The organism is Streptomyces sp. NPDC051133 (assembly GCF_040682635.1).
In the GTDB taxonomy this organism is placed as follows: domain Bacteria; phylum Actinomycetota; class Actinomycetes; order Streptomycetales; family Streptomycetaceae; genus Streptomyces.
In genome coordinates, this window is sequence record NZ_JBFBBK010000005.1 from 215,018 (window position 1) to 232,423 (window position 17,406).

Consider the following 17,406-nt stretch of genomic DNA (forward strand, 5'->3'; position numbering starts at 1 on the left):
TCAGCGGGTGTCTTGAGAGGCTAAGTTACGCTGCTGGCAGGCACCCCGGCAGTGCTTTCGTGTGACGATCGTAGGCCTGTATGGACGACTCGAATGCCAGGACGGTGGTAGTGTGCGCGCCTCGCTGATCCAGATCGCCGTGAACGAGGACGAACCGGTCGACTCCCGGCGGCAGCGCGTGGCCGCGCTCGTCCGGGAACAGGCGGGGTCCGACCTGGTGGTGCTGCCCGAGCTGTGGACCACCGGCGCCTTCGCCTACGAGGAGTTCGGCCGCGAGGCCGAGCCGCTCGAAGGGCCGACGTACGAGGTCATGGCCAAGGCGGCGAGCGACGCGGGCGTGTGGCTGCACGCGGGCTCGGTCCCCGAGCGCGACCCCGACGGTCCCCTTTACAACACCTCTCTCGTCTTCTCCCCCTCAGGTGAGCTCGCCGCCGCCTACCGCAAGATCCACCGCTTCGGCTTCGACAAGGGCGAGGCCGTCCTGATGGGCGCCGGGCGGGACCTGGTGACGGTCCGGCTGCCCGGAACCACCCTCGGCGTGGCGACCTGCTACGACCTCCGTTTCCCCGAACTCTTCCGCGGACTGGTCGACGCCGGCGCCGAGACGCTGGTGGTCCCGGCGGGCTGGCCCGAGCGGCGACGCGCGCACTGGACGCTGCTGGCTCAGGCGCGGGCGGTGGAGAACCAGGCGTTCGTGCTCGCCTGTGGAACGGCCGGGACCCATGCCGGAGTTCCGCAGGCGGGTCACTCGATCGTGGTGGATCCCTGGGGTGAGGTGCTCGCCGAGGCGGGGGCCGGCGAGGAGGTCCTCACCGTCGAGTTCGACCCGGGGAAGGTGGCGGCCACCCGCGAGCAGTTCCCGGCCCTCAAGGACCGGGTGCTGGGCCTGCGGCCGCCCCGCCACCAGGGCTGACCCGCTCAGTCCTCCTCCCGCTCCTTCTCCGCGAGGTGGATCACGCACACCGTCACCGCGATGAGAAGCGCCGGGTCCGCGTCCTCCCGCACGACGTCGACGCCGTAGGTCTCCCGGACGTGCAGCCAGCGCCGGGAGATCACCGCGAGGAGTTCGCCGTCGTACTCGACGGCGAACTCGCGGTCCAGGATCTTGCCGCTGACGTCCAGTTCGGTGCCGTCGACCAGCGAGACGCGGTAGTGGTTGCGCAGCAGCGACAGCCGTTTGCGCTTGATCCTGGCCAGGCCTTCGCCGTCCCGCTCGATCACCATCGTGTCCCGCAGGGCGAGCATCTTCTGGTGGATGTCGATCAGGACGCGCCCCTGGGCGTCCTTCAGCTCCCAGGTGTCCCTCAGCCGCATCGCCTTGCCGTCGACGAGGAACACCTTCCGGCCGTGCTCGTCCTCGATCCAGTAGTCGTCACCGATACCGAGGAGCCGGTCGCGTACGAGGAATCTCATACCGTTAGCGCTTCCCCGGTATCCGCCGATCGTCACAGGACCGCGCCGTTCGCCCCCTCGCGCGCCGGGCCGAAACGCCTGCGGTAGGCCGAGGGACTGAGCCCCGTCTCCCGGCGCAGCCGGGCCCGCAGGTTGGCCGCCGTACCCAGCCCGCTGCGGGCCGCCACCACGTCCAGCCGGTCCTCGCCCCGCTCGATCAGCCGGCAGGCCAGCGTCACCCTCTCCCCGGTGAGCCAGGCCAGCGGCGTCGTACCCAGCTGGGTGCGGAAGCGGCGGTGCAGTGTGGCCGGGCTGACGGCCGCCCGGGCCGCGAGGTCCGCCACCGTCAGCGGCTCGTCCAGGCGCTCCTGCGCCCAGGCCAGCAGCGGGCCGAGCGACTCGTCGGGGACCTCGGGGACGGGCCGTTCCACGAACTGCCGCTGGCCGCCGTCCCGGTGGGCGGCGAAGACGAGCCGGCGGGAGACGGCGTTCGCGCGCTCGGCCCCGTGGTCGCGGCGCCAGACGTGCAGGCCGAGGTCGAGCGCGGCGGCACTGCCGGCCGCGGTCAGGACGTCGCCGTCGTCCACGAAGAGGACGTCCGGCTCCAGCAGCACCCGGGGATGCAGCCTGCGGAAGGTGTCGGCCCACAGCCAGTGCGTCGCCGCGCGGCGGCCGTCCAGCAGACCGGCCTCGGCGAGCGCGAAACTGCCGGTGCAGAAGCTGACGATGCGCGCCCCGCGCACGTGGGCACGGCGGATGGCGTCGAGGACGTCCGCACCGCGCGGGACGACGTTGTCCGGCCGGCCGGGCACGATCAGGGTGTCCGCGGTGTCCGCCGCGGTCAGGTCGGCCAGGCCGGTCATGGTGAAGAAGCCGTGGTTCATGCGCACTTCACGCGCGGGCGTGCACAACGTCACCTCGTACAGCGGTCCCGGCAGCCCGAGTTCCGGCCGGGGCAGCCCGAACAGCTCGGTGGCGACCCCGACCTCGAAGGGGTTGGTGCCCGTGTCGACGATCACCACGACCCGGTGCGGCGGTTGAGAGGATCCTTGCGGCATGTGCGATTCCTAGCACTCGCACGGCGCCGCCTGCACCCCGGACGATGACTTCATGGAATCCACCGAAGCCACCGAACCCGTCGGACCCGTCTCCCTGGACAGCGCTCTCGCCTCCTTCACCGAGCGGTGGAGCCCCCGCATCGTCACCACCGTCAACGACTACGACGTGCGCGTCGCCAAGGTCGAGGGCGAACACCTGTGGCACGTCCACGACGACACCGACGAGTTCTTCCTGGTCCTCGACGGCGAACTGCACATCGGTCTGCGCGAACCGGCCGGCGAGCGCACGGTCGTCCTGCCCAGGGGATCGGTGTTCACCGTCCCGCGCGGCACCGAGCACAAGCCGTACGCGCCCGTGCCCACGCAGATCCTGCTCCTCGAACCCACCGGGACCTCGACCGTCGGCGACCGTCACGACGAGGTACCGGACCACGTGGACGCGACCACGGGGCACGCGCTGACCTGACCGCACCTCGGTGGTTGTCGGAGCCGGGTGGCACCCTTGGAGCCATGACCGACTCCGCACCCCGACGCGCCCGCGTCCGCGCCCCCGAGCTGATCGGCAAGGGCGGCTGGCTGAACACGGGGGACAAGCAGTACACCCTGGCCGACCTGCGCGGACGCATCGTCGTCCTCGACTTCTGGACCTTCTGCTGTGTGAACTGCCTGCACGTCCTGGACGAGCTGCGGGAGCTGGAGGAGAAGCACCGGGACACGGTCGTGGTCGTCGGGGTGCACTCACCGAAGTTCGTGCACGAGGCGGAGCACCGTGCGGTCGTCGACGCGGTGGAGCGGTACGGCGTGGAGCACCCCGTGCTGGACGACCCGGAGCTGGCGACCTGGAAGCAGTACGCGGTCCGGGCCTGGCCGACCCTCGTCGTCGTCGACCCCGAGGGGTACGTCGTCGCCCAGCACGCCGGCGAGGGGCATGTGCACGCCATCGAGCGGCTGGTCGAGGAGCTGGAGGCCGAGCACGGGGCGAAGGGCACCCTGCGCCGCGGCGACGGCCCGTACGTGCCGCCGGAGCCGGAGCCGACGACGCTCCGCTTCCCCGGCAAGGCCCTTCTGCTGCCGTCGGGGCGCTTCCTGGTCAGCGACACCACCCGGCACCAGCTGGTGGAGCTGGCCGAGGACGCCGAGACGGTCGTACGGCGGATCGGCTCGGGCGCTCGCGGCTTCGCGGACGGCGGCCCCGGGCAGGCCTGCTTCAGCGAGCCGCAGGGGCTCGCCCTGCTGGCGGACGGCTCGGTGGTGGTCGCCGACACGGTCAACCACGCCCTGCGCCGCCTCGACCTCGCCTCCGGTGAGGTGTCGACGCTGGCCGGCACCGGCCGGCAGTGGTGGCAGGGGTCGGCGACGTCCGGCCCGGCCCGCGAGGTGGACCTCTCCTCGCCCTGGGACGTGGCGTTCTTCGCCGGCAAGGTGTGGATCGCCATGGCGGGCGTCCACCAGTTGTGGGCGTACGACCCGGCCGGCGGCACCGTCGCCGTGGCGGCCGGCACCACCAACGAGGGCCTGGTGGACGGCCCCGGCCCGGAGGCCTGGTTCGCGCAGCCGTCCGGTCTCGCCGCGACCGACGACCGGCTCTGGCTCGCCGACTCCGAGACGAGCGCCCTGCGCTGGGTGGACCTCGACGGGCACGTCCACACGGCGGTCGGCACCGGTCTGTTCGACTTCGGGCACCGCGACGGCGCCGCCGGCCAGGCCCTCCTCCAGCACCCGCTGGGCGTGACGGCCCTCCCCGACGGGTCGGTGGCCGTCGCCGACACCTACAACCACGCCCTGCGCCGCTTCGACCCCGCCACCGGCGAGGTCACCACGCTCGCCACGGATCTGCGCGAGCCGAGCGACGCCGTGCTGGTCGGCGAGGACATCGTGGTCGTGGAGTCGGCCCGGCACCGTCTGACCCGGCTGCGGCTGCCCGAGGAGGCGGTCCGCGTGGAGTCGGTCGCCCACCGCACCCAGCGCGCGGCCACGGAGGTCGCCCCCGGCGGTCTCCGCCTGGACGTGATCTTCCAGGCCCCGGCGGGCCAGAAGCTGGACACCCGCTACGGCCCCTCGACCCGCCTCCTGGTCTCCTCGACCCCGCCCGAGCTGCTGCTCAAGGGCGAGGGAGCGGACACGGACCTCTGCCGCGACCTGGAGCTGAACCCGGCCGTCGCGGAAGGCGTCCTGCACGTGTCGGCGATGGCCGCCAGCTGCGACGACAACCCGGCTGGGGGCACCTCCCGGTCGAAGACCGGGGGAGGGTACCCCGCCTGCCATGTGCACCAGCAGGACTGGGGCGTCCCGGTCCGCGTCACCGAGGGCGGGGCGGACCGCCTGCCGCTCGTCCTGGCGGGCATGGACGAGCAGTAGGCAGGCGTCGCGTCAGACGCCGTAGCCGTCGCTGTAGCCGTCGACACGGTGGTGGTGGTGCGGTTCCTCCTCCACCACCGGCGTCGGGGGCACCATGACCCGCCGGCGTCGTGCGATCCCGCTGAAGGTGGCCACGCCGATCAGGCCCACCGCCATCAGGATCACGCCGACGACCGTGAGGTTGACGCCGTGCATGTGCCAGTCGGTCGCGAACGTGAGGATGGCCCCCACGGCGATGAGGATGATGCATCCTCCAAGTCCCATGAGAACTCGCCTCCCCTTTCGGTTCCGGAATCTCCGGTGCCGTCCGGGTACCCCCCGCCGCCCCGGACATGTCCCGGGCGGCGGTTGACGCGCGCTCAGACCACGTCGACGTAGTCCTCGTACCCGGCGCTGGTGAGGTGGGTGCTGTTCGGGTACAGCAGCACCGCGACCCAGGTGCCGTCCTTCGACGCCGTGTTGGCCTTGCTGAAGGTGCCGTCCGTGTGGGTGGTGGCGTTGCCCATGTCGTACCAGGTGCTGGAGCCCTTGGGGCGGAAGAGGATCTTCACCTTCTGTCCGGCGTAGGCCTTCCAGGTGCCCGAGGAGGAGTACTGCAGCTTGCCCTTGTAGGTGAGGGTGTGCCCCTTGCGGACCGGTTCGGGCGCGGCGTTGCCGCCGGTGATCCGGGTCGGGGTGCGCTGGACGTGGACGACCGGGCTGTACGACTCCTGCCAGTTGCGGCCGTCGCCGGCGAAGTGGGCCCGGTAGTAGCCCTTGTACGAGGTGGCGAAGGTGCCCTTGAAGGTCGCGCCGGTGCCGGGCTCGAAGTTGCCGGGCGTGACCGTCTTCATGGTCTTCCAGCCGGTCCTGCCGTCCGCCGAGTACTGCAGGCCGACCTTGTAGTAGAGGTCGGCGGGCATGCTCTTGCCGGTGTTCAGCAGGCCCTTGGCGGTCAGCTGGGAGTACTTGTCGAGCGTGGCCGTGAAGCCCGTGATCGACGTCTTCTTCGCGACGTACAGCTTGAGCGTCTGCTCCGGGCTGTTCTTCAGGTAGGTGCCGCCGTAGATCTGGACCTCGACCGTGCCCGAGTGCGGCAGGGTCAGCTGTCCGGTGAAGCGGCCGTCCGCGTCGGTGACGGGGCGGGCGGCGGCGGCACCGGTGTCGCTGGCGTAGAGCTCGGTGACGGTGACGCCGGGCAGGGGCTTCCACTGCCCGTCGAGGTAGTACTCCGCCTTGCCGGAGACCGCTGCCGGCTGCCCGTCCGTCGCCTGGAGTTCGGAGGCGTCGAGGGTCACCCGGGTGTCGGACTGCACGGGAACGACGTCCACGCTGGTGGAGTCGGGGGCGACGGGGTCGGTGGTGTCGGGGTAGAGCCAGGGGCTGACCTGGGGGCCGTAGGCGTCGGTCTGGTGGTAGGAGTACGAGAAACGGCCGTCGGCGTCGAGCGGGACCTTGGGCGAGTCGTTCCAGTTGGACGTCGAGAGCATCACCTGCCCGCCCGCGGGTCCGGTCGTGCCGGTGCGCGGGTCCTCGACGGTGTAGCGCCCGGAGACGGAGACGGTCTGGTGCTCGAAGTCCGGGTTCCGGGGCGTGACCTGGAAGTCGGACAGGTGCGCCTGGAGCCAGTAGTCGTAGCCGCCCGTCCCCTGGAGCGACGAGGTGTCCCCGTCGGCGTCCTCCAGGTCGACCACGACGTGGTAGGTGCCGAGCGCGGAAAGGCGCAGCGGGGTGCTGGTGCGCCACACGCCCTGGGTGTCGGTGCCGGACACCCGGGTGAAGTCGCTGACCTCGGCGACCTCGGGGGCGTCGGCGGCCGAGTCCGGCGCGTACAGGTGTGCCGTGATCGAGGTGATGGCGCTGTCGGAGCCGGCGTACACCGAGACCAGGCCGCCGGCGGGCGCACCGTCGCTGCCCACCCCGTTCAGATGGGGCGCGGTCGCCGCGTGCGCGGTGGCCGCCGGCCCGAGCAGCAGGGCCGCCACGACACCGGCGCAGCCGAGCGCGAGGGATCTGTTCTTCACGTGTGGTCCCCCCACAGGACATGGAGGCGCCCATCGTGTGATGGGCGCAGCGCATCCTAAGCCGCGAGAACGTCTCTTGAACAGGTTCAAAAATAACGTTCTCGCAGCGGGCGGGGGGAAACGGAGCTCAGCCCTCCAGGAATGCCGTCAGCGCGTTCGCCAGCAGGAACGGGTCCTCGGCACCGCAGAGTTCGCGGGCGCTGTGCATCGACAGGATCGCCACGCCGATGTCGACCGTGCGGATGCCGTGCCGGGCCGCGGTGATCGGGCCGATGGTGGTGCCGCACGGCATCGAGTTGTTGGAGACGAAGGACTGGAAGGGCACGCCCGCCTTCTCGCAGGCGGCGGCGAACACCGCCCGGCCCGAACCGTCCGTGGCGTAGCGGTTGTTGACGTTCACCTTCAGGATCGGGCCGCCGTTGACCCGCGGGTGGTGCGTCGGGTCGTGCCGCTCCGCGTAGTTGGGGTGCACGGCGTGACCGGTGTCGGAGGACAGGCAGACCGTGCCGGCGAAGGCCCGGGCCCGGTCCTCGTACGACCCTCCGCGCGCGAACACCGAGCGCTCCAGCACCGATCCGAGGAGGGGGCCGTCCGCGCCGGTGTCCGACTGCGAGCCGTTCTCCTCGTGGTCGAAGGCGGCCAGCACGGGGATCCGGGTGAGCGCGGCGCCGGAGCCGGCGACGGCGGCCAGGGCGGCGGTGCCCGCGTGCACCGACAGCAGGTTGTCCATGCGCGGCCCGGCCACCAGCTCCCGGTCCCGGCCGAGGTACGCCGGCGGCTCCACCGGATGCACCATCAGGTCCCAGCCGGCCACCGAGCCGGCCGTGAGCCCGGCCTCCTGCTCCAGGAACGAGATCAGGTCGCCGTCGAGGACGTCGTCGCCGAGCCCCCACACCGGCTGCGAGTGGCGCTGCTTGTCGAGCTTGAGCCCGTCCGTGCCGACCGAGCGGTCCAGGTGGATCGCGAGCTGCGGCACCCGCAGCAGCGGCCGGTCCACGTTCACCAGCGCCGTCGAGCCGTCGCGCAGGGACAGCCGGCCCGCCAGGCCCAGGTCCCGGTCCAGCCAGGAGTTCAGCAGCGGGCCGCCGTAGATCTCCACGGCGACCTGGCGCCAGCCGTGCGCCCCGCTGTCCGGGCGCGGCTTGATCCTGAGGTTCGGGGAGTCGGTGTGCGCGCCGATGATGTGGAACGGCGTGTGCGGCTCGGCGCCCTCGGGCACGTACCAGGCCACGATCGCACCGCCGCGCAGCACGTACCGGCCACCGTGCGTGCCGTCCCAGGCGTCCGTCTCGGCGACCTGCCGGAAGCCCGCCTTCTCCAGCCGCTCGGCGACGTTCGCCACCGCGTGGTACGGCGACGGGCTCGCCGCCAGGAAGGACATCAGGTCGTCGGTGTGGCCGCGGTCGAAGCGGGCTGCTGCGCTCATGTGGTTTACCTTAACGACGGATGCGGGCCCGCTCCCGGAAAGGGAGCGGGCCCGCTCAGCGAATCGATCAGGAGCCGGCGGGGCCCGGTGGGCCCGGCAGGGGTCGTGCCTAGAAGGCCGCCTCGTCCAGCTCCATCAGGTCCAGCTCGACGCCCTCGGCGACCTTGCGGGCGAGGGTGACGCCCGGCAGGACGTTCGCCGCGAAGAACTTCGCCGCGGCGATCTTGCCGGTGTAGAACGCCTTGTCCTTGGCGGAGGCCGTGGCCAGCTTCTCGGCGGCGATCGCGGCGCCCTTGAGCAGCAGGTAGCCGACGACGACGTCACCGGAGGCCAGCAGCAGGCGGGTGGTGTTCAGGCCCACCTTGTAGATGTTCTTGGTGTCCTGCTCGGTGGCCGCGAGGTCGGTCAGCATCAGGCCGACGATCGCCTCCAGCTCCACGGCCGCCTTGGCCAGGTGCTCACGGGCGCCGGACAGCTCCTCGCCGCCGGTGCCGAGCGCCAGGAACTTCTTGATGTCCTCGGCGAGGGAGTTCAGCGCGGCGCCCTGGTTGCGGACGATCTTCCGGAAGAAGAAGTCCTGGCCCTGTATCGCCGTGGTGCCCTCGTACAGGGTGTCGATCTTGGAGTCCCGGATGTACTGCTCGATCGGGTACTCCTGCAGGAAGCCGGAGCCGCCGAAGGTCTGGAGCGACTGGGCGAGCTGCTCGTAGCCCTTCTCGGAGCCGTAGCCCTTGACGATGGGCAGGAGCAGGTCGTTCAGCGCCTCCTCGGCCGAGGCGTCCTCGCCGTTCGCCTCCTTGACCTGGATCGCGTCCTGGATCGAGGCGGTGTACAGCACGAGGGCGCGCATGCCCTCCGCGTACGCCTTCTGCGTCATCAGCGAGCGGCGCACGTCGGGGTGGTGCGTGATGGTGACCTTGGGCGCGGTCTTGTCCATGAAGTTGGCCAGGTCCGGGCCCTGGACGCGCTCCTTGGCGTACTCCAGCGCGTTGAGGTAGCCGGTGGAGAGCGTGGAGATCGCCTTCGTGCCGACCATCATGCGGGCGAACTCGATGATGCGGAACATCTGGCGGATGCCGTCGTGCTTGTCGCCGATCAGCCAGCCCTTGGCGGGGTGCTGGTCGCCGAAGGTCATCTCGCACGTGTTGGAGGCCTTCAGGCCCATCTTGTGCTCGACGTTGGTGGCGTAGGCGCCGTTGCGCTCGCCCAGCTCGCCGGTCTCGAAGTCGAAGAGGTACTTCGGGACGAGGAAGAGGGACAGGCCCTTGGTGCCGGGGCCGGCGCCCTCGGGACGCGCGAGCACGTAGTGGAGGATGTTCTCCGACATGTCGTGCTCACCGGAGGTGATGAAGCGCTTCACGCCCTCGATGTGCCAGGAGCCGTCCTCCTGCTGGACCGCCTTGGTACGGCCGGCGCCCACGTCCGAGCCGGCGTCCGGCTCGGTGAGCACCATCGTGGAGCCCCACTGCTTCTCCACGGCGATCTTGGCGATGTGCTTCTGGACCTCGTTGCCCTCCTCGAAGAGGATGCCGGCGAACGCCGGGCCCGAGGAGTACATCCACACGGCCGGGTTGGCGCCCAGGATCAGCTCGGCGTAGGCCCAGATCAGGGAGCGCGGCGAGGTGGTGCCGCCGATCTCCTCGGGCAGGCCGAGCCGCCAGTACTCGGAGTCCATGAAGGCCTGGTAGCTCTTCTTGAAGGACGCCGGGATCGGCGCGGTGTTGGTCTCCGGGTCGAAGACCGGCGGGTTGCGGTCGGCGTCGGCGAAGGAATCGGCCAGCTCGTTCTCGGAGAGGCGGGTCAGCTCCTCCAGGACGCTCTTGGCGGTCTCGACGTCCATCTCCTCGAACGGGCCGGTGCCGTACACCTTGTCGCGCCCCAGTACTTCGAAGAGGTTGAACTCGATGTCGCGGAGATTCGACTTGTAGTGCCCCATGGCGACGGCTCCGTAGAGGGATCGGCGAGGCACTGACTCCTCGCACCTAGTTCACGTACCAACAAGTAGCACCGATGATGCTACCCGTCGGTAATAAGAAGCAACCCCTGCCGGTTCAAGTGTGAGAAGGGTCTATTCCACCGCGCCCGTGACACCGCCCGTGAGCAGGGCCGCCCACCGGTCCGGCTGCTCGGCGAAAGGCAGGTGACCGCCCGGTATCTCCACCAGCCGGGCCCCCGCGATCCCCGCCGCCACCGCCCGGTGCAGCCGGGGCGGGACCAGGCGGTCGTCGACCGGTGAGACGACCAGGGTGGGCGCGGTGATCCGGGCCAGGTCCGCGGTCACGTCCAGCCGCTCCACCAGGTCCACCTGGTCCGGCGTGCCCTCCGGTGCCGCCGCCCCTGTCTCCTTCGCCGCCGCGTCCAGCTCCTCCGGGTCCATCGCCTCCAGCGCGGCCGGGCTCAGGGCGTGGGCGAACACGAACCTGCCGAGCGTGGTGGCGTCCCCCGACCCGGCGAGCGTCCGCCACACGCGCGCGGTGAGCCGCACCTGCGCGTCGGCGCGGGCGAACGGCGCGGTCAGCACGAGTCCCGTCACCCGCTGCGGATGCCGCGCGGCCAGCCGTATCGCCACCGGGCCGCCCAGCGAGAAGCCGGACACGGTGAACCGCTCGGCGCCCGCCGCGTCGGCGACGGCCAGCAACTGGTCGGCCAGCCCGTCCAGTTCGAGCGGACGGGTGGCGCGCGGAGTGCTGCCCGTGCCCGGATAGTCGGCGCCGATCACCGTGTACCGCGCGGTCAACCGGTGCATGACCGGGCCGTAGTTGGTGGCCAGGGATCCGCCGGCGCCGTGCGCGAGGAGCAGGGCGGGGCGGGACGTGCCGTCAGACATGAAGGACCCCCGTGGTCGCTGTCCGTAGTTTTCGGTAGCGGTCGATACAGAAAACGTAGCAGGATTCTCTAACGATCGCTACATAAGTTTTCCCGGGTCACCGCTCGTCCTCCGCTCGGTACGCTTGCGCCCATGTACGGATACGGCCAGTCCATGGACGGTGGCGCCGCTCAGCAGCAGTACGCCCCGCCGCAGGGCGGTGTCGGCGGGTACGGCCAGCAGCCGCCGCTCTACCCGGAGCCGTCCCCGCCCTCCCTCGCGGACGCGGTGCGCGCCTTCACCACCGGGCAGATGTCCGCCGAGGACTTCCAGCAGATCTTCGCCACGTCGAAGGTGTACTGCCCGCGCGGTGACACTCCCGGCTTTCTGGCCCTGCACAACACCCAGCAGCCGGTGATCCCGATGTTCACCTCGCTGAAGGAGCTGCGCCGGTACGCGGGCAAGGAGTCCAAGTACTTCGTCATCACCGGCGCCGAGGTGATCGACCTGCTGCCGACCGGCTACGGCTTCGTCCTGGACATGGAGGGCGAGCACCGGATGGTGTTCGACGCCAAGGCGGTCGAGCAGATGGTCGAGTTCGCCATGCGCCGCATGTACGGCTAGACGTGCGACGGTGTACGGCTGGGCGTGGGGGCTGTACGGCTGGCCGTGAGGGCTGGACGGCGTACAGCTGAACGCCCCCTTCCGGTCGTGGGGCTCCCCTACTGTGCCCGCGTGGCCTCCACCGACGCATCGCCGACGGTCCTGCACGGCGGGCGGAGTGCGCCGCCGGATACCCGTGGCGGCGCTGGTGTCGGTGGAGCCGCTGCGGCGGCCGGCCGGCGACCCGAGGCGCCGCCTGTGGTGGGCCGGTGGCGGCGCCTTCGCCCTGATGGCCTGCGTGCTCGGGGTGGGCGCGGGGCCGTTCGCCACCTTGATCTGGCTGTGCGGTCCGGGTCTGCTCGTCTGCGGCCGGCTCGGTGCCGGCGGCTGGTGCGCCATGCCTGGGTGCTGCGCACCCGGGGGATCACGGTGGAGGGGCGGCTCGTGTCGTCGTACGTGGACAGCACCGAGAACGGCCTGGTCACGGCGATGCTCGTCGCGGGTGCCGTCCTCCTGCTGGTGTTCGGCCTTCCGGTGGTGCTGGCCGGTGTGGTGATGGCCGCGTTCGCCGTGGCGCTGCTCTTCCTGTGAGAGGGCACCCGCTGCCGCCCGGAGGGAATGTCCTCCGGGCTTTCTCCGTTACGGGTGGCAGAAAGTTCAACGCTCAACTAATGTGGGCGTACCAAGGAGGTACCGACATGCCTGCAGTGACCGTCGAGAACCCGTTGACGCTGCCCCGTGTGACCGCTCCCGCCGAAGCCGTGGCACGTCCCGTGCTCGCCGTCACGACCGCTCCGAGCGGTTTCGAGGGTGAGGGCTTCCCGGTGCGCCGGGCGTTCGCGGGGATCAACTACCGCCACCTCGACCCGTTCATCATGATGGACCAGATGGGCGAGGTGGAGTACGCGCCGGGCGAGCCCAAGGGCACCCCCTGGCACCCGCACCGCGGCTTCGAGACCGTCACCTACATCATCGACGGCATCTTCGACCACCAGGACTCGCAGGGTGGCGGCGGCACGATCACCAACGGCGACACCCAGTGGATGACCGCCGGTTCGGGCCTGCTGCACATCGAGGCCCCGCCGGAGTCCCTCGTCATGTCGGGCGGCCTCTTCCACGGTCTGCAGCTGTGGGTGAACCTCCCCGCCAAGGACAAGATGATGGCCCCGCGCTACCAGGACATCCGCGGCGGCAACGTGCAGCTGCTCACCTCCCCGGACGGCGGCGCGCTGCTGCGCGTCATCGCGGGTGAGCTGGACGGTCACAAGGGCCCCGGCATCACGCACACGCCGATCACGATGATCCACGCGACCCTCGCCCCGGGCGCGGAGGTCACCCTGCCCTGGCGCGAGGACTTCAACGGCCTCGCCTACGTCCTCGCGGGCCGCGGCAGCGTCGGCACCGAGCGGCGGCCCGTCCACCTGGGCCAGACCGCCGTCTTCGGCGCCGGCTCCGCGCTGACCGTCCGCGCGGACGAGAAGCAGGACTCGCACACCCCGGACCTGGAGGTCGTCCTCCTCGGCGGGCAGCCGATCCGTGAGCCCATGGCCCACTACGGCCCGTTCGTCATGAACACCAAGGACGAACTCATGCAGGCCTTCGAGGACTTCCAGAAGGGCCGGCTCGGAACGATCCCCGCCGTGCACGGCATGACGGCGAGCGGCCCCCAGGGCTGACCCGCCCGGAGCCGACCTCGGCGAACCGTACGAGAGCCCCGCCCGGCCACGCGCCGGACGGGGCTCTCGGCATGCGCGGCCGCGGAGACCTCTCGGCGGGCGGCGACGCATCGGGCACGGATGGAGCAGCCCACGCGGCGTGCCTCCCGCACCGCACCTAGCGTCGGTGATGTTCCTTCTGTCCCCCTGACCTCCTCGGGAGTTCGACGTGAACCGCATAAGCCGCACCCTGGCCGGCACCCTCGTCACCACCCTGCTCACCTTCGGCGCCCTGGCCGCGGCAGCCCCCGCCCAGGCACAGACCGCCCCCCGTTCCACGGTCGCCGCCGACGACACCGGAAGCGACGGCACCGGGAACGACGGCGGCGACCTCCTCGGCGGCCTGCTGGGCCTTGTCTCCGGCCTGCTCGGCGGAGGCGCCTGAACCGACAGATCGGCTGGAAACCGTGCAGCTGCTGCCCGACCCCGTTCGCCGGCTCGCCGCCTGGTGCGCCGCGCTGCTGCTCGTCGCCGGGGTGGGCTGGGTCGGGGTGCGGCTGTGCGGGGAGTTCCGTACGGCCGTCACGCCGGTGCTGCTCGCGCTGCTCGGGACCGCGCTGCTCGGGCCGCTGTACCGGCAGCTCGTGCGGGCCGGGGTGCAGGCGTCGGTGGCGGCCGGTCTCACCTGTGTCGCCGTCGTGGCCGTCGTCGGCGGTGCCGTGTACATCGTGGTCGCCGCGCTCATCGACACCGGAGACCAGATCGTCGCCTCGCTGCGCAGTGCCGCCAAGGCCGTCGCCCAGCACTTCGGGGCCGCCGGCACCGGTCTGGGCGATCTCGCCGCCAACGCGCGCAAGCTGCTGAGCGCGTTCGGCGCCACGGCCGCGTCCAACGTGATCAGCGGGGTCAGCGTCGTCGGCGAGAGCATCGCCATGGCCGTACTCGCACTGCTGCTGGTCTTCTTCTTCCTGCGCGACTCCCACCGGGCCGTGGAAGCCCTGCGCACGATCGCGCCCCGCGGCACCGCCGACACCCTGGAGGCCATCGCCCGGCGCGCCTTCGCGGCGGTGGAGGGGTTCATGCGCGGCACGACCCTCATCGCCCTCATCGACGCCCTGTGCATCACCGTCGGTCTGCTGATCCTCCAGGTCCCGGGCGCTCCCGGGCTCGGCGCGCTCGTCTTCGTCGGCGCCTACATCCCCTACCTCGGCGCTTTCCTGTCCGGCGCGGTCGCCGTGCTGGTCGCCCTCGCCGACCGCGGCTTCGTCATCGCGCTGTGGGCCCTCGGGGTGGTCCTCGCGGTGCAGGTGCTGGAGGGGCACGTGCTGCAGCCGGTGATCCAGAGCCGGACCGTGCAGATGCACCCGGCCGTGGTGATGATCGCCATCACCGCCGGGGCGTCCGTCGCGGGGATCCTCGGCATGCTGCTGGCGGTGCCGCTGACCGCCGCCGTCTTCGGCGTCGCGCACGAACTGCGGGCACGGTACGCCCTGCCCTCCGCGGACGCGCCCGCTTCCGAGCCACCGGACGCGTAGAACGGCGGTCGGGCAGAACGGCGTCCGGCTCTGAACGGCGGCCGGGCAGAACGGCGGTCGGCTCTGAACGGCGGACGCGTGCGACGACGGTCGAGCAGAACCGCCGACCCGTCTCAGGCGGCGCCCTCCCCCGCGCCGGCCTCCAACGCTGCCTCCACGTCCACATCCACATCCACATCGATGTCCATCTCGATGTCCACGCCCCCGCCTGCGTCCGCCTCCCCGGACTCGTACAGCTCGAACCAGATGCTCTTGCCCTCGCCGCGTGGGTCCACGCCCCAGCCGTCCGCGAGCAGCTCGATCAGCATCACGCCGCGGCCCGAGCTGGCCAGTTCGCCGGGGCGGCGCCGGTGCGGGAGGTCGTCGCCCGCGTCGGTGACCTCCACCCGCAGCCGCCGGCCGCACGTGTCCCCGGTCACCTCGGCGAGCAGCAGCGCGTCGGCGTCGGTGTGCACCAGGACGTTGGTGACCATCTCGGAGACCAGTAGCACCGCGGAGTCCACCTGGTCGGCCGACACCCAGTCGTGCAGCAGCTCGCGCACGTGCTGGCGGGCCTCGGCGATCCGCTCGGGCTCGTCCTGGGCCACCGACAGCAGGGTGCGCCGCACGGTCGGCCGTACGGTCACGACGTCGCCGCAGCCGCAGCCCTCCCCGGGCCGGCACAGCACCACCAGCGCGATGTCGTCCTCGCGGCGGTCGGCCAGTGGTCCGGTGGTGTGGTGCGAGGACGGGCCGTGCACGCCCTGGACCAGCGCGTCCGCCAGTGCCTCCACGTCGCCCTGGTGGTCCTCCAGGATCGCGCGCAGCCGGCGCCAGCCGCTCTCCATGTCGTGCCCGCCGGTCTCGATCAGCCCGTCGGTGCACAGCATCATCGTCTCGCCGGGCTCGAGCGCGAACCGGGTCGTCGGATAGTCGGCGTCCGGGTCGATGCCCAGCGGCAGCCCGCCCGCCGTCGGCCGCATCATCACCGTGCCGTCGGCCATCCGGACGGCCGGGTCGGGGTGCCCGGCGCGGGCGATCTCCAGCATCCCGGTCGCCGGGTCGGCCTCCACGTACAGGCAGGTCGCGAACCGCTGGTCGGAGGCCTGCTGGTCGCGGGCCTCGTGGGTGATGCCGTGCAGGAAGCGGGAGGCGCGGGAGAGGACGGCGTCGGGGCGGTGTCCCTCGGAGGCGTAGGCGCGCAGGGCGATTCGGAGCTGGCCCATCAGCCCGGCCGCCCGCACGTCGTGTCCCTGCACGTCCCCGATGGCCAGGGCGAAGCGGCCGGAGGGCAGCGGGATCATGTCGTACCAGTCGCCGCCGACCTGGAGTCCGCCGCCGGTCGGGATGTACCGGGCGGCCAGCCGCATCCCCGGGATGTCCGGGCCCAGCGACGGCAGCATGGAGCGCTGCAGGCCCTCCGTGAGCTCCCGCTCGGACTCGGCGGCCTCGGCCCGGGACAGTGCCTGGGCGAGCATCCGGGCGACCGTGGTCAGGACCGCGCGCTCGTCCGGGGTGAACGCCACCGGATAGGCGAATGCCGCCAGCCAGGCGCCCATCGTCCGTCCGGCCACCGTCAGCGGCAGGAAGGCCCACGAGCGGCGGCCGAAGTGCCGGGCGAGCGGCCAGGTGACGGGGTAGCGGTCCTTGTACTCGTCGGGGGAGGAGAGGTAGACGGCCCGGCCGGTCCGTACGACCTCGGTGGCCGGATAGTCGGTGGCCAGCGCCATGTGCGAGAAGGGGTTCATGTCGCGGGGCTGGTGCCCGTGCTGACCGGTGATCGTCAGCCGGTCGCCCTCGACGCCGAACACCACGAGCCCGTCCGGGGTGAACCCCGGCATCGACAGGCCGCCCGCCACCCGCAGCACCTCGGCCGTCGACCGCGCCTCCGCCAGCGCCCGGCCCGCGTCCAGCAGGAACGCCTCCCGGGAGCGCCGCCAGTCCCCGGTGACCGCGCTGCGGGCGGCCGGTGTGCCCGGGGTCGGTTCGGTGACCTCCTGGAGGGTGCCGACCAGCTCGTACGCCCGCCGCCCGGGGTCGTAGGAGGGCTTCGAACGGCTGCGGACCACTCGCAGGACGGTCCCGTGCTCGTCCATGATCCGGATGCGCACCTCGGCGAGCGTGCCCTCCGCGACGGCCAGCTGCACGACGCCGGTGATCTCGTTCCAGTCGACCGGGTGCAGGCGGGCCCGGGCCTGGGCCTCCGTGAGGGTGGTCCGCTCCGGGGGCAGGCCGAGCAGCCGCGCCGCCTCCGCGTCCACGGTGACCAGCCCCGTGGCCGTGTCCCAGTGCCACATCCCGGTCGCGAGGGCGGCGAGGACGTCCCCGACGTACGGGAGAGGCTCGCCTGTGCGCATTGCCCCACTTTATGAAGATCTAGTTGATAGGTGCCACTGTAAGTAGATCTGATGGGATCGGTTCCACGGTTGGAGGTATCGACGAAGGCCTCGTGCCGGTGCCCGGCGGGCGGGGGGTAAATGGTGGGGAGCCGATCTTGGGGTGCCCGGTACCCTTGATGGGTCCGGGCCCCGTGCCCGTTCTGGCCGGGGAGAGCAACCTCCCCCGCAGACCCACACACGAAGGACGATGAA

The 17,406-nt window shown here is 71.6% G+C and carries 16 protein-coding genes; 8 read left to right on the plus strand and 8 right to left on the minus strand.

What is annotated here, in order from left to right; genetic code table 11:
• The first annotated feature begins 112 nt into the window (after positions 1–112).
• Positions 113–913 carry a carbon-nitrogen family hydrolase gene (locus tag AB0N17_RS08580; RefSeq protein ID WP_366010403.1) on the plus strand — a complete coding sequence of 267 codons (801 nt, stop codon included), beginning with the start codon at positions 113–115 and terminating at the stop codon, positions 911–913.
• 5 nt (positions 914–918) lie between these two features.
• On the opposite strand, the gene AB0N17_RS08585 is transcribed toward AB0N17_RS08580, so the two are convergent.
• A complete protein-coding gene (locus AB0N17_RS08585; protein WP_366010404.1) occupies positions 919–1,413 on the minus strand; it encodes an LURP-one-related family protein in 495 nt (164 codons plus the stop codon).
• A 32-nt stretch (positions 1,414–1,445) separates the two neighbouring features.
• Positions 1,446–2,450: a helix-turn-helix domain-containing protein gene (locus tag AB0N17_RS08590; protein WP_366010405.1), complete on the minus strand. Its 1,005-nt coding sequence runs from the start codon at positions 2,448–2,450 to the stop codon at positions 1,446–1,448.
• Positions 2,451–2,502: 52 nt separating this feature from the next.
• Here AB0N17_RS08590 and AB0N17_RS08595 point away from each other — a divergent pair, with 52 nt between their 5' ends.
• Together AB0N17_RS08595 and AB0N17_RS08600 are read left to right on the plus strand one after the other, a co-directional pair.
• Positions 2,503–2,916, plus strand: coding sequence for a cupin domain-containing protein (locus AB0N17_RS08595; RefSeq protein ID WP_366010406.1), 414 nt, complete (start codon positions 2,503–2,505; stop codon positions 2,914–2,916).
• Between the two features lie 44 nt (positions 2,917–2,960).
• Entirely contained in the window at positions 2,961–4,808 is a 1,848-nt protein-coding gene (locus AB0N17_RS08600) for an NHL domain-containing thioredoxin family protein (protein WP_366010407.1), read from the plus strand.
• A 12-nt stretch (positions 4,809–4,820) separates the two neighbouring features.
• On the opposite strand, the gene AB0N17_RS08605 is transcribed toward AB0N17_RS08600, so the two are convergent.
• From AB0N17_RS08605 to AB0N17_RS08625, 5 genes are all read right to left on the minus strand, one after another.
• A complete protein-coding gene (locus AB0N17_RS08605) occupies positions 4,821–5,072 on the minus strand; it encodes a DUF6458 family protein (protein WP_366010408.1) in 252 nt (83 codons plus the stop codon).
• Between the two features lie 95 nt (positions 5,073–5,167).
• A complete protein-coding gene (locus AB0N17_RS08610; RefSeq protein ID WP_366010409.1) occupies positions 5,168–6,811 on the minus strand; it encodes a hypothetical protein in 1,644 nt (547 codons plus the stop codon).
• Between the two features lie 127 nt (positions 6,812–6,938).
• Entirely contained in the window at positions 6,939–8,237 is a 1,299-nt protein-coding gene (locus AB0N17_RS08615; protein WP_366010410.1) for a M18 family aminopeptidase, read from the minus strand.
• Between the two features lie 109 nt (positions 8,238–8,346).
• Positions 8,347–10,173, minus strand: coding sequence for an acyl-CoA dehydrogenase (locus AB0N17_RS08620; protein ID WP_366010502.1), 1,827 nt, complete (start codon positions 10,171–10,173; stop codon positions 8,347–8,349).
• A gap of 132 nt (positions 10,174–10,305) precedes the next feature.
• A complete protein-coding gene (locus tag AB0N17_RS08625; RefSeq protein WP_366010411.1) occupies positions 10,306–11,064 on the minus strand; it encodes an alpha/beta fold hydrolase in 759 nt (252 codons plus the stop codon).
• 132 nt (positions 11,065–11,196) lie between these two features.
• Between AB0N17_RS08625 and AB0N17_RS08630 the strand changes: the two genes are divergently transcribed.
• The 5 genes from AB0N17_RS08630 to AB0N17_RS08650 all read left to right on the plus strand — a co-directional run bounded on the left by AB0N17_RS08630 (position 11,197) and on the right by AB0N17_RS08650 (position 14,836).
• On the plus strand, positions 11,197–11,667 hold the full coding sequence (locus tag AB0N17_RS08630; RefSeq protein ID WP_366010412.1) for an SseB family protein: 471 nt from the start codon (positions 11,197–11,199) through the stop codon (positions 11,665–11,667).
• 369 nt (positions 11,668–12,036) lie between these two features.
• Positions 12,037–12,237 (plus strand): hypothetical protein, encoded by a 201-nt coding sequence (locus tag AB0N17_RS08635; protein WP_366010413.1) that lies wholly within the window; start codon positions 12,037–12,039, stop codon positions 12,235–12,237.
• A gap of 107 nt (positions 12,238–12,344) precedes the next feature.
• Complete coding sequence (locus AB0N17_RS08640) at positions 12,345–13,322, plus strand: pirin family protein (RefSeq protein WP_366010414.1); 978 nt, start codon at positions 12,345–12,347, stop codon at positions 13,320–13,322.
• Between the two features lie 208 nt (positions 13,323–13,530).
• Positions 13,531–13,746, plus strand: a complete 216-nt coding sequence (locus AB0N17_RS08645; protein ID WP_366010415.1) for a hypothetical protein — start codon at positions 13,531–13,533, stop codon at positions 13,744–13,746.
• Positions 13,747–13,768: 22 nt separating this feature from the next.
• Entirely contained in the window at positions 13,769–14,836 is a 1,068-nt protein-coding gene (locus tag AB0N17_RS08650; protein WP_366010416.1) for an AI-2E family transporter, read from the plus strand.
• Between the two features lie 113 nt (positions 14,837–14,949).
• Here AB0N17_RS08650 and AB0N17_RS08655 read toward each other — a convergent pair whose 3' ends face one another.
• The gene (locus AB0N17_RS08655) at positions 14,950–17,172 is read right to left on the minus strand and encodes a SpoIIE family protein phosphatase (RefSeq protein WP_366010418.1); all 2,223 of its coding nucleotides are present in this window, start codon (positions 17,170–17,172) and stop codon (positions 14,950–14,952) included.
• Positions 17,173–17,406: the final 234 nt, after the last annotated feature.

Coding starts and splice junctions, on each gene's coding strand:
- AB0N17_RS08585 (WP_366010404.1), bottom strand. CDS start 1,413: ATGAGATTCCTCGTACGCGACCGGCTCCTCGGTATCGGTGACGACTAC.
- AB0N17_RS08590 (WP_366010405.1), bottom strand. CDS start 2,450: ATGCCGCAAGGATCCTCTCAACCGCCGCACCGGGTCGTGGTGATCGTC.
- AB0N17_RS08595 (WP_366010406.1), top strand. CDS start 2,503: ATGGAATCCACCGAAGCCACCGAACCCGTCGGACCCGTCTCCCTGGAC.
- AB0N17_RS08600 (WP_366010407.1), top strand. CDS start 2,961: ATGACCGACTCCGCACCCCGACGCGCCCGCGTCCGCGCCCCCGAGCTG.
- AB0N17_RS08605 (WP_366010408.1), bottom strand. CDS start 5,072: ATGGGACTTGGAGGATGCATCATCCTCATCGCCGTGGGGGCCATCCTC.
- AB0N17_RS08615 (WP_366010410.1), bottom strand. CDS start 8,237: ATGAGCGCAGCAGCCCGCTTCGACCGCGGCCACACCGACGACCTGATG.
- AB0N17_RS08620 (WP_366010502.1), bottom strand. CDS start 10,173: ATGGGGCACTACAAGTCGAATCTCCGCGACATCGAGTTCAACCTCTTC.
- AB0N17_RS08625 (WP_366010411.1), bottom strand. CDS start 11,064: ATGTCTGACGGCACGTCCCGCCCCGCCCTGCTCCTCGCGCACGGCGCC.
- AB0N17_RS08630 (WP_366010412.1), top strand. CDS start 11,197: ATGTACGGATACGGCCAGTCCATGGACGGTGGCGCCGCTCAGCAGCAG.
- AB0N17_RS08640 (WP_366010414.1), top strand. CDS start 12,345: ATGCCTGCAGTGACCGTCGAGAACCCGTTGACGCTGCCCCGTGTGACC.
- AB0N17_RS08655 (WP_366010418.1), bottom strand. CDS start 17,172: ATGCGCACAGGCGAGCCTCTCCCGTACGTCGGGGACGTCCTCGCCGCC.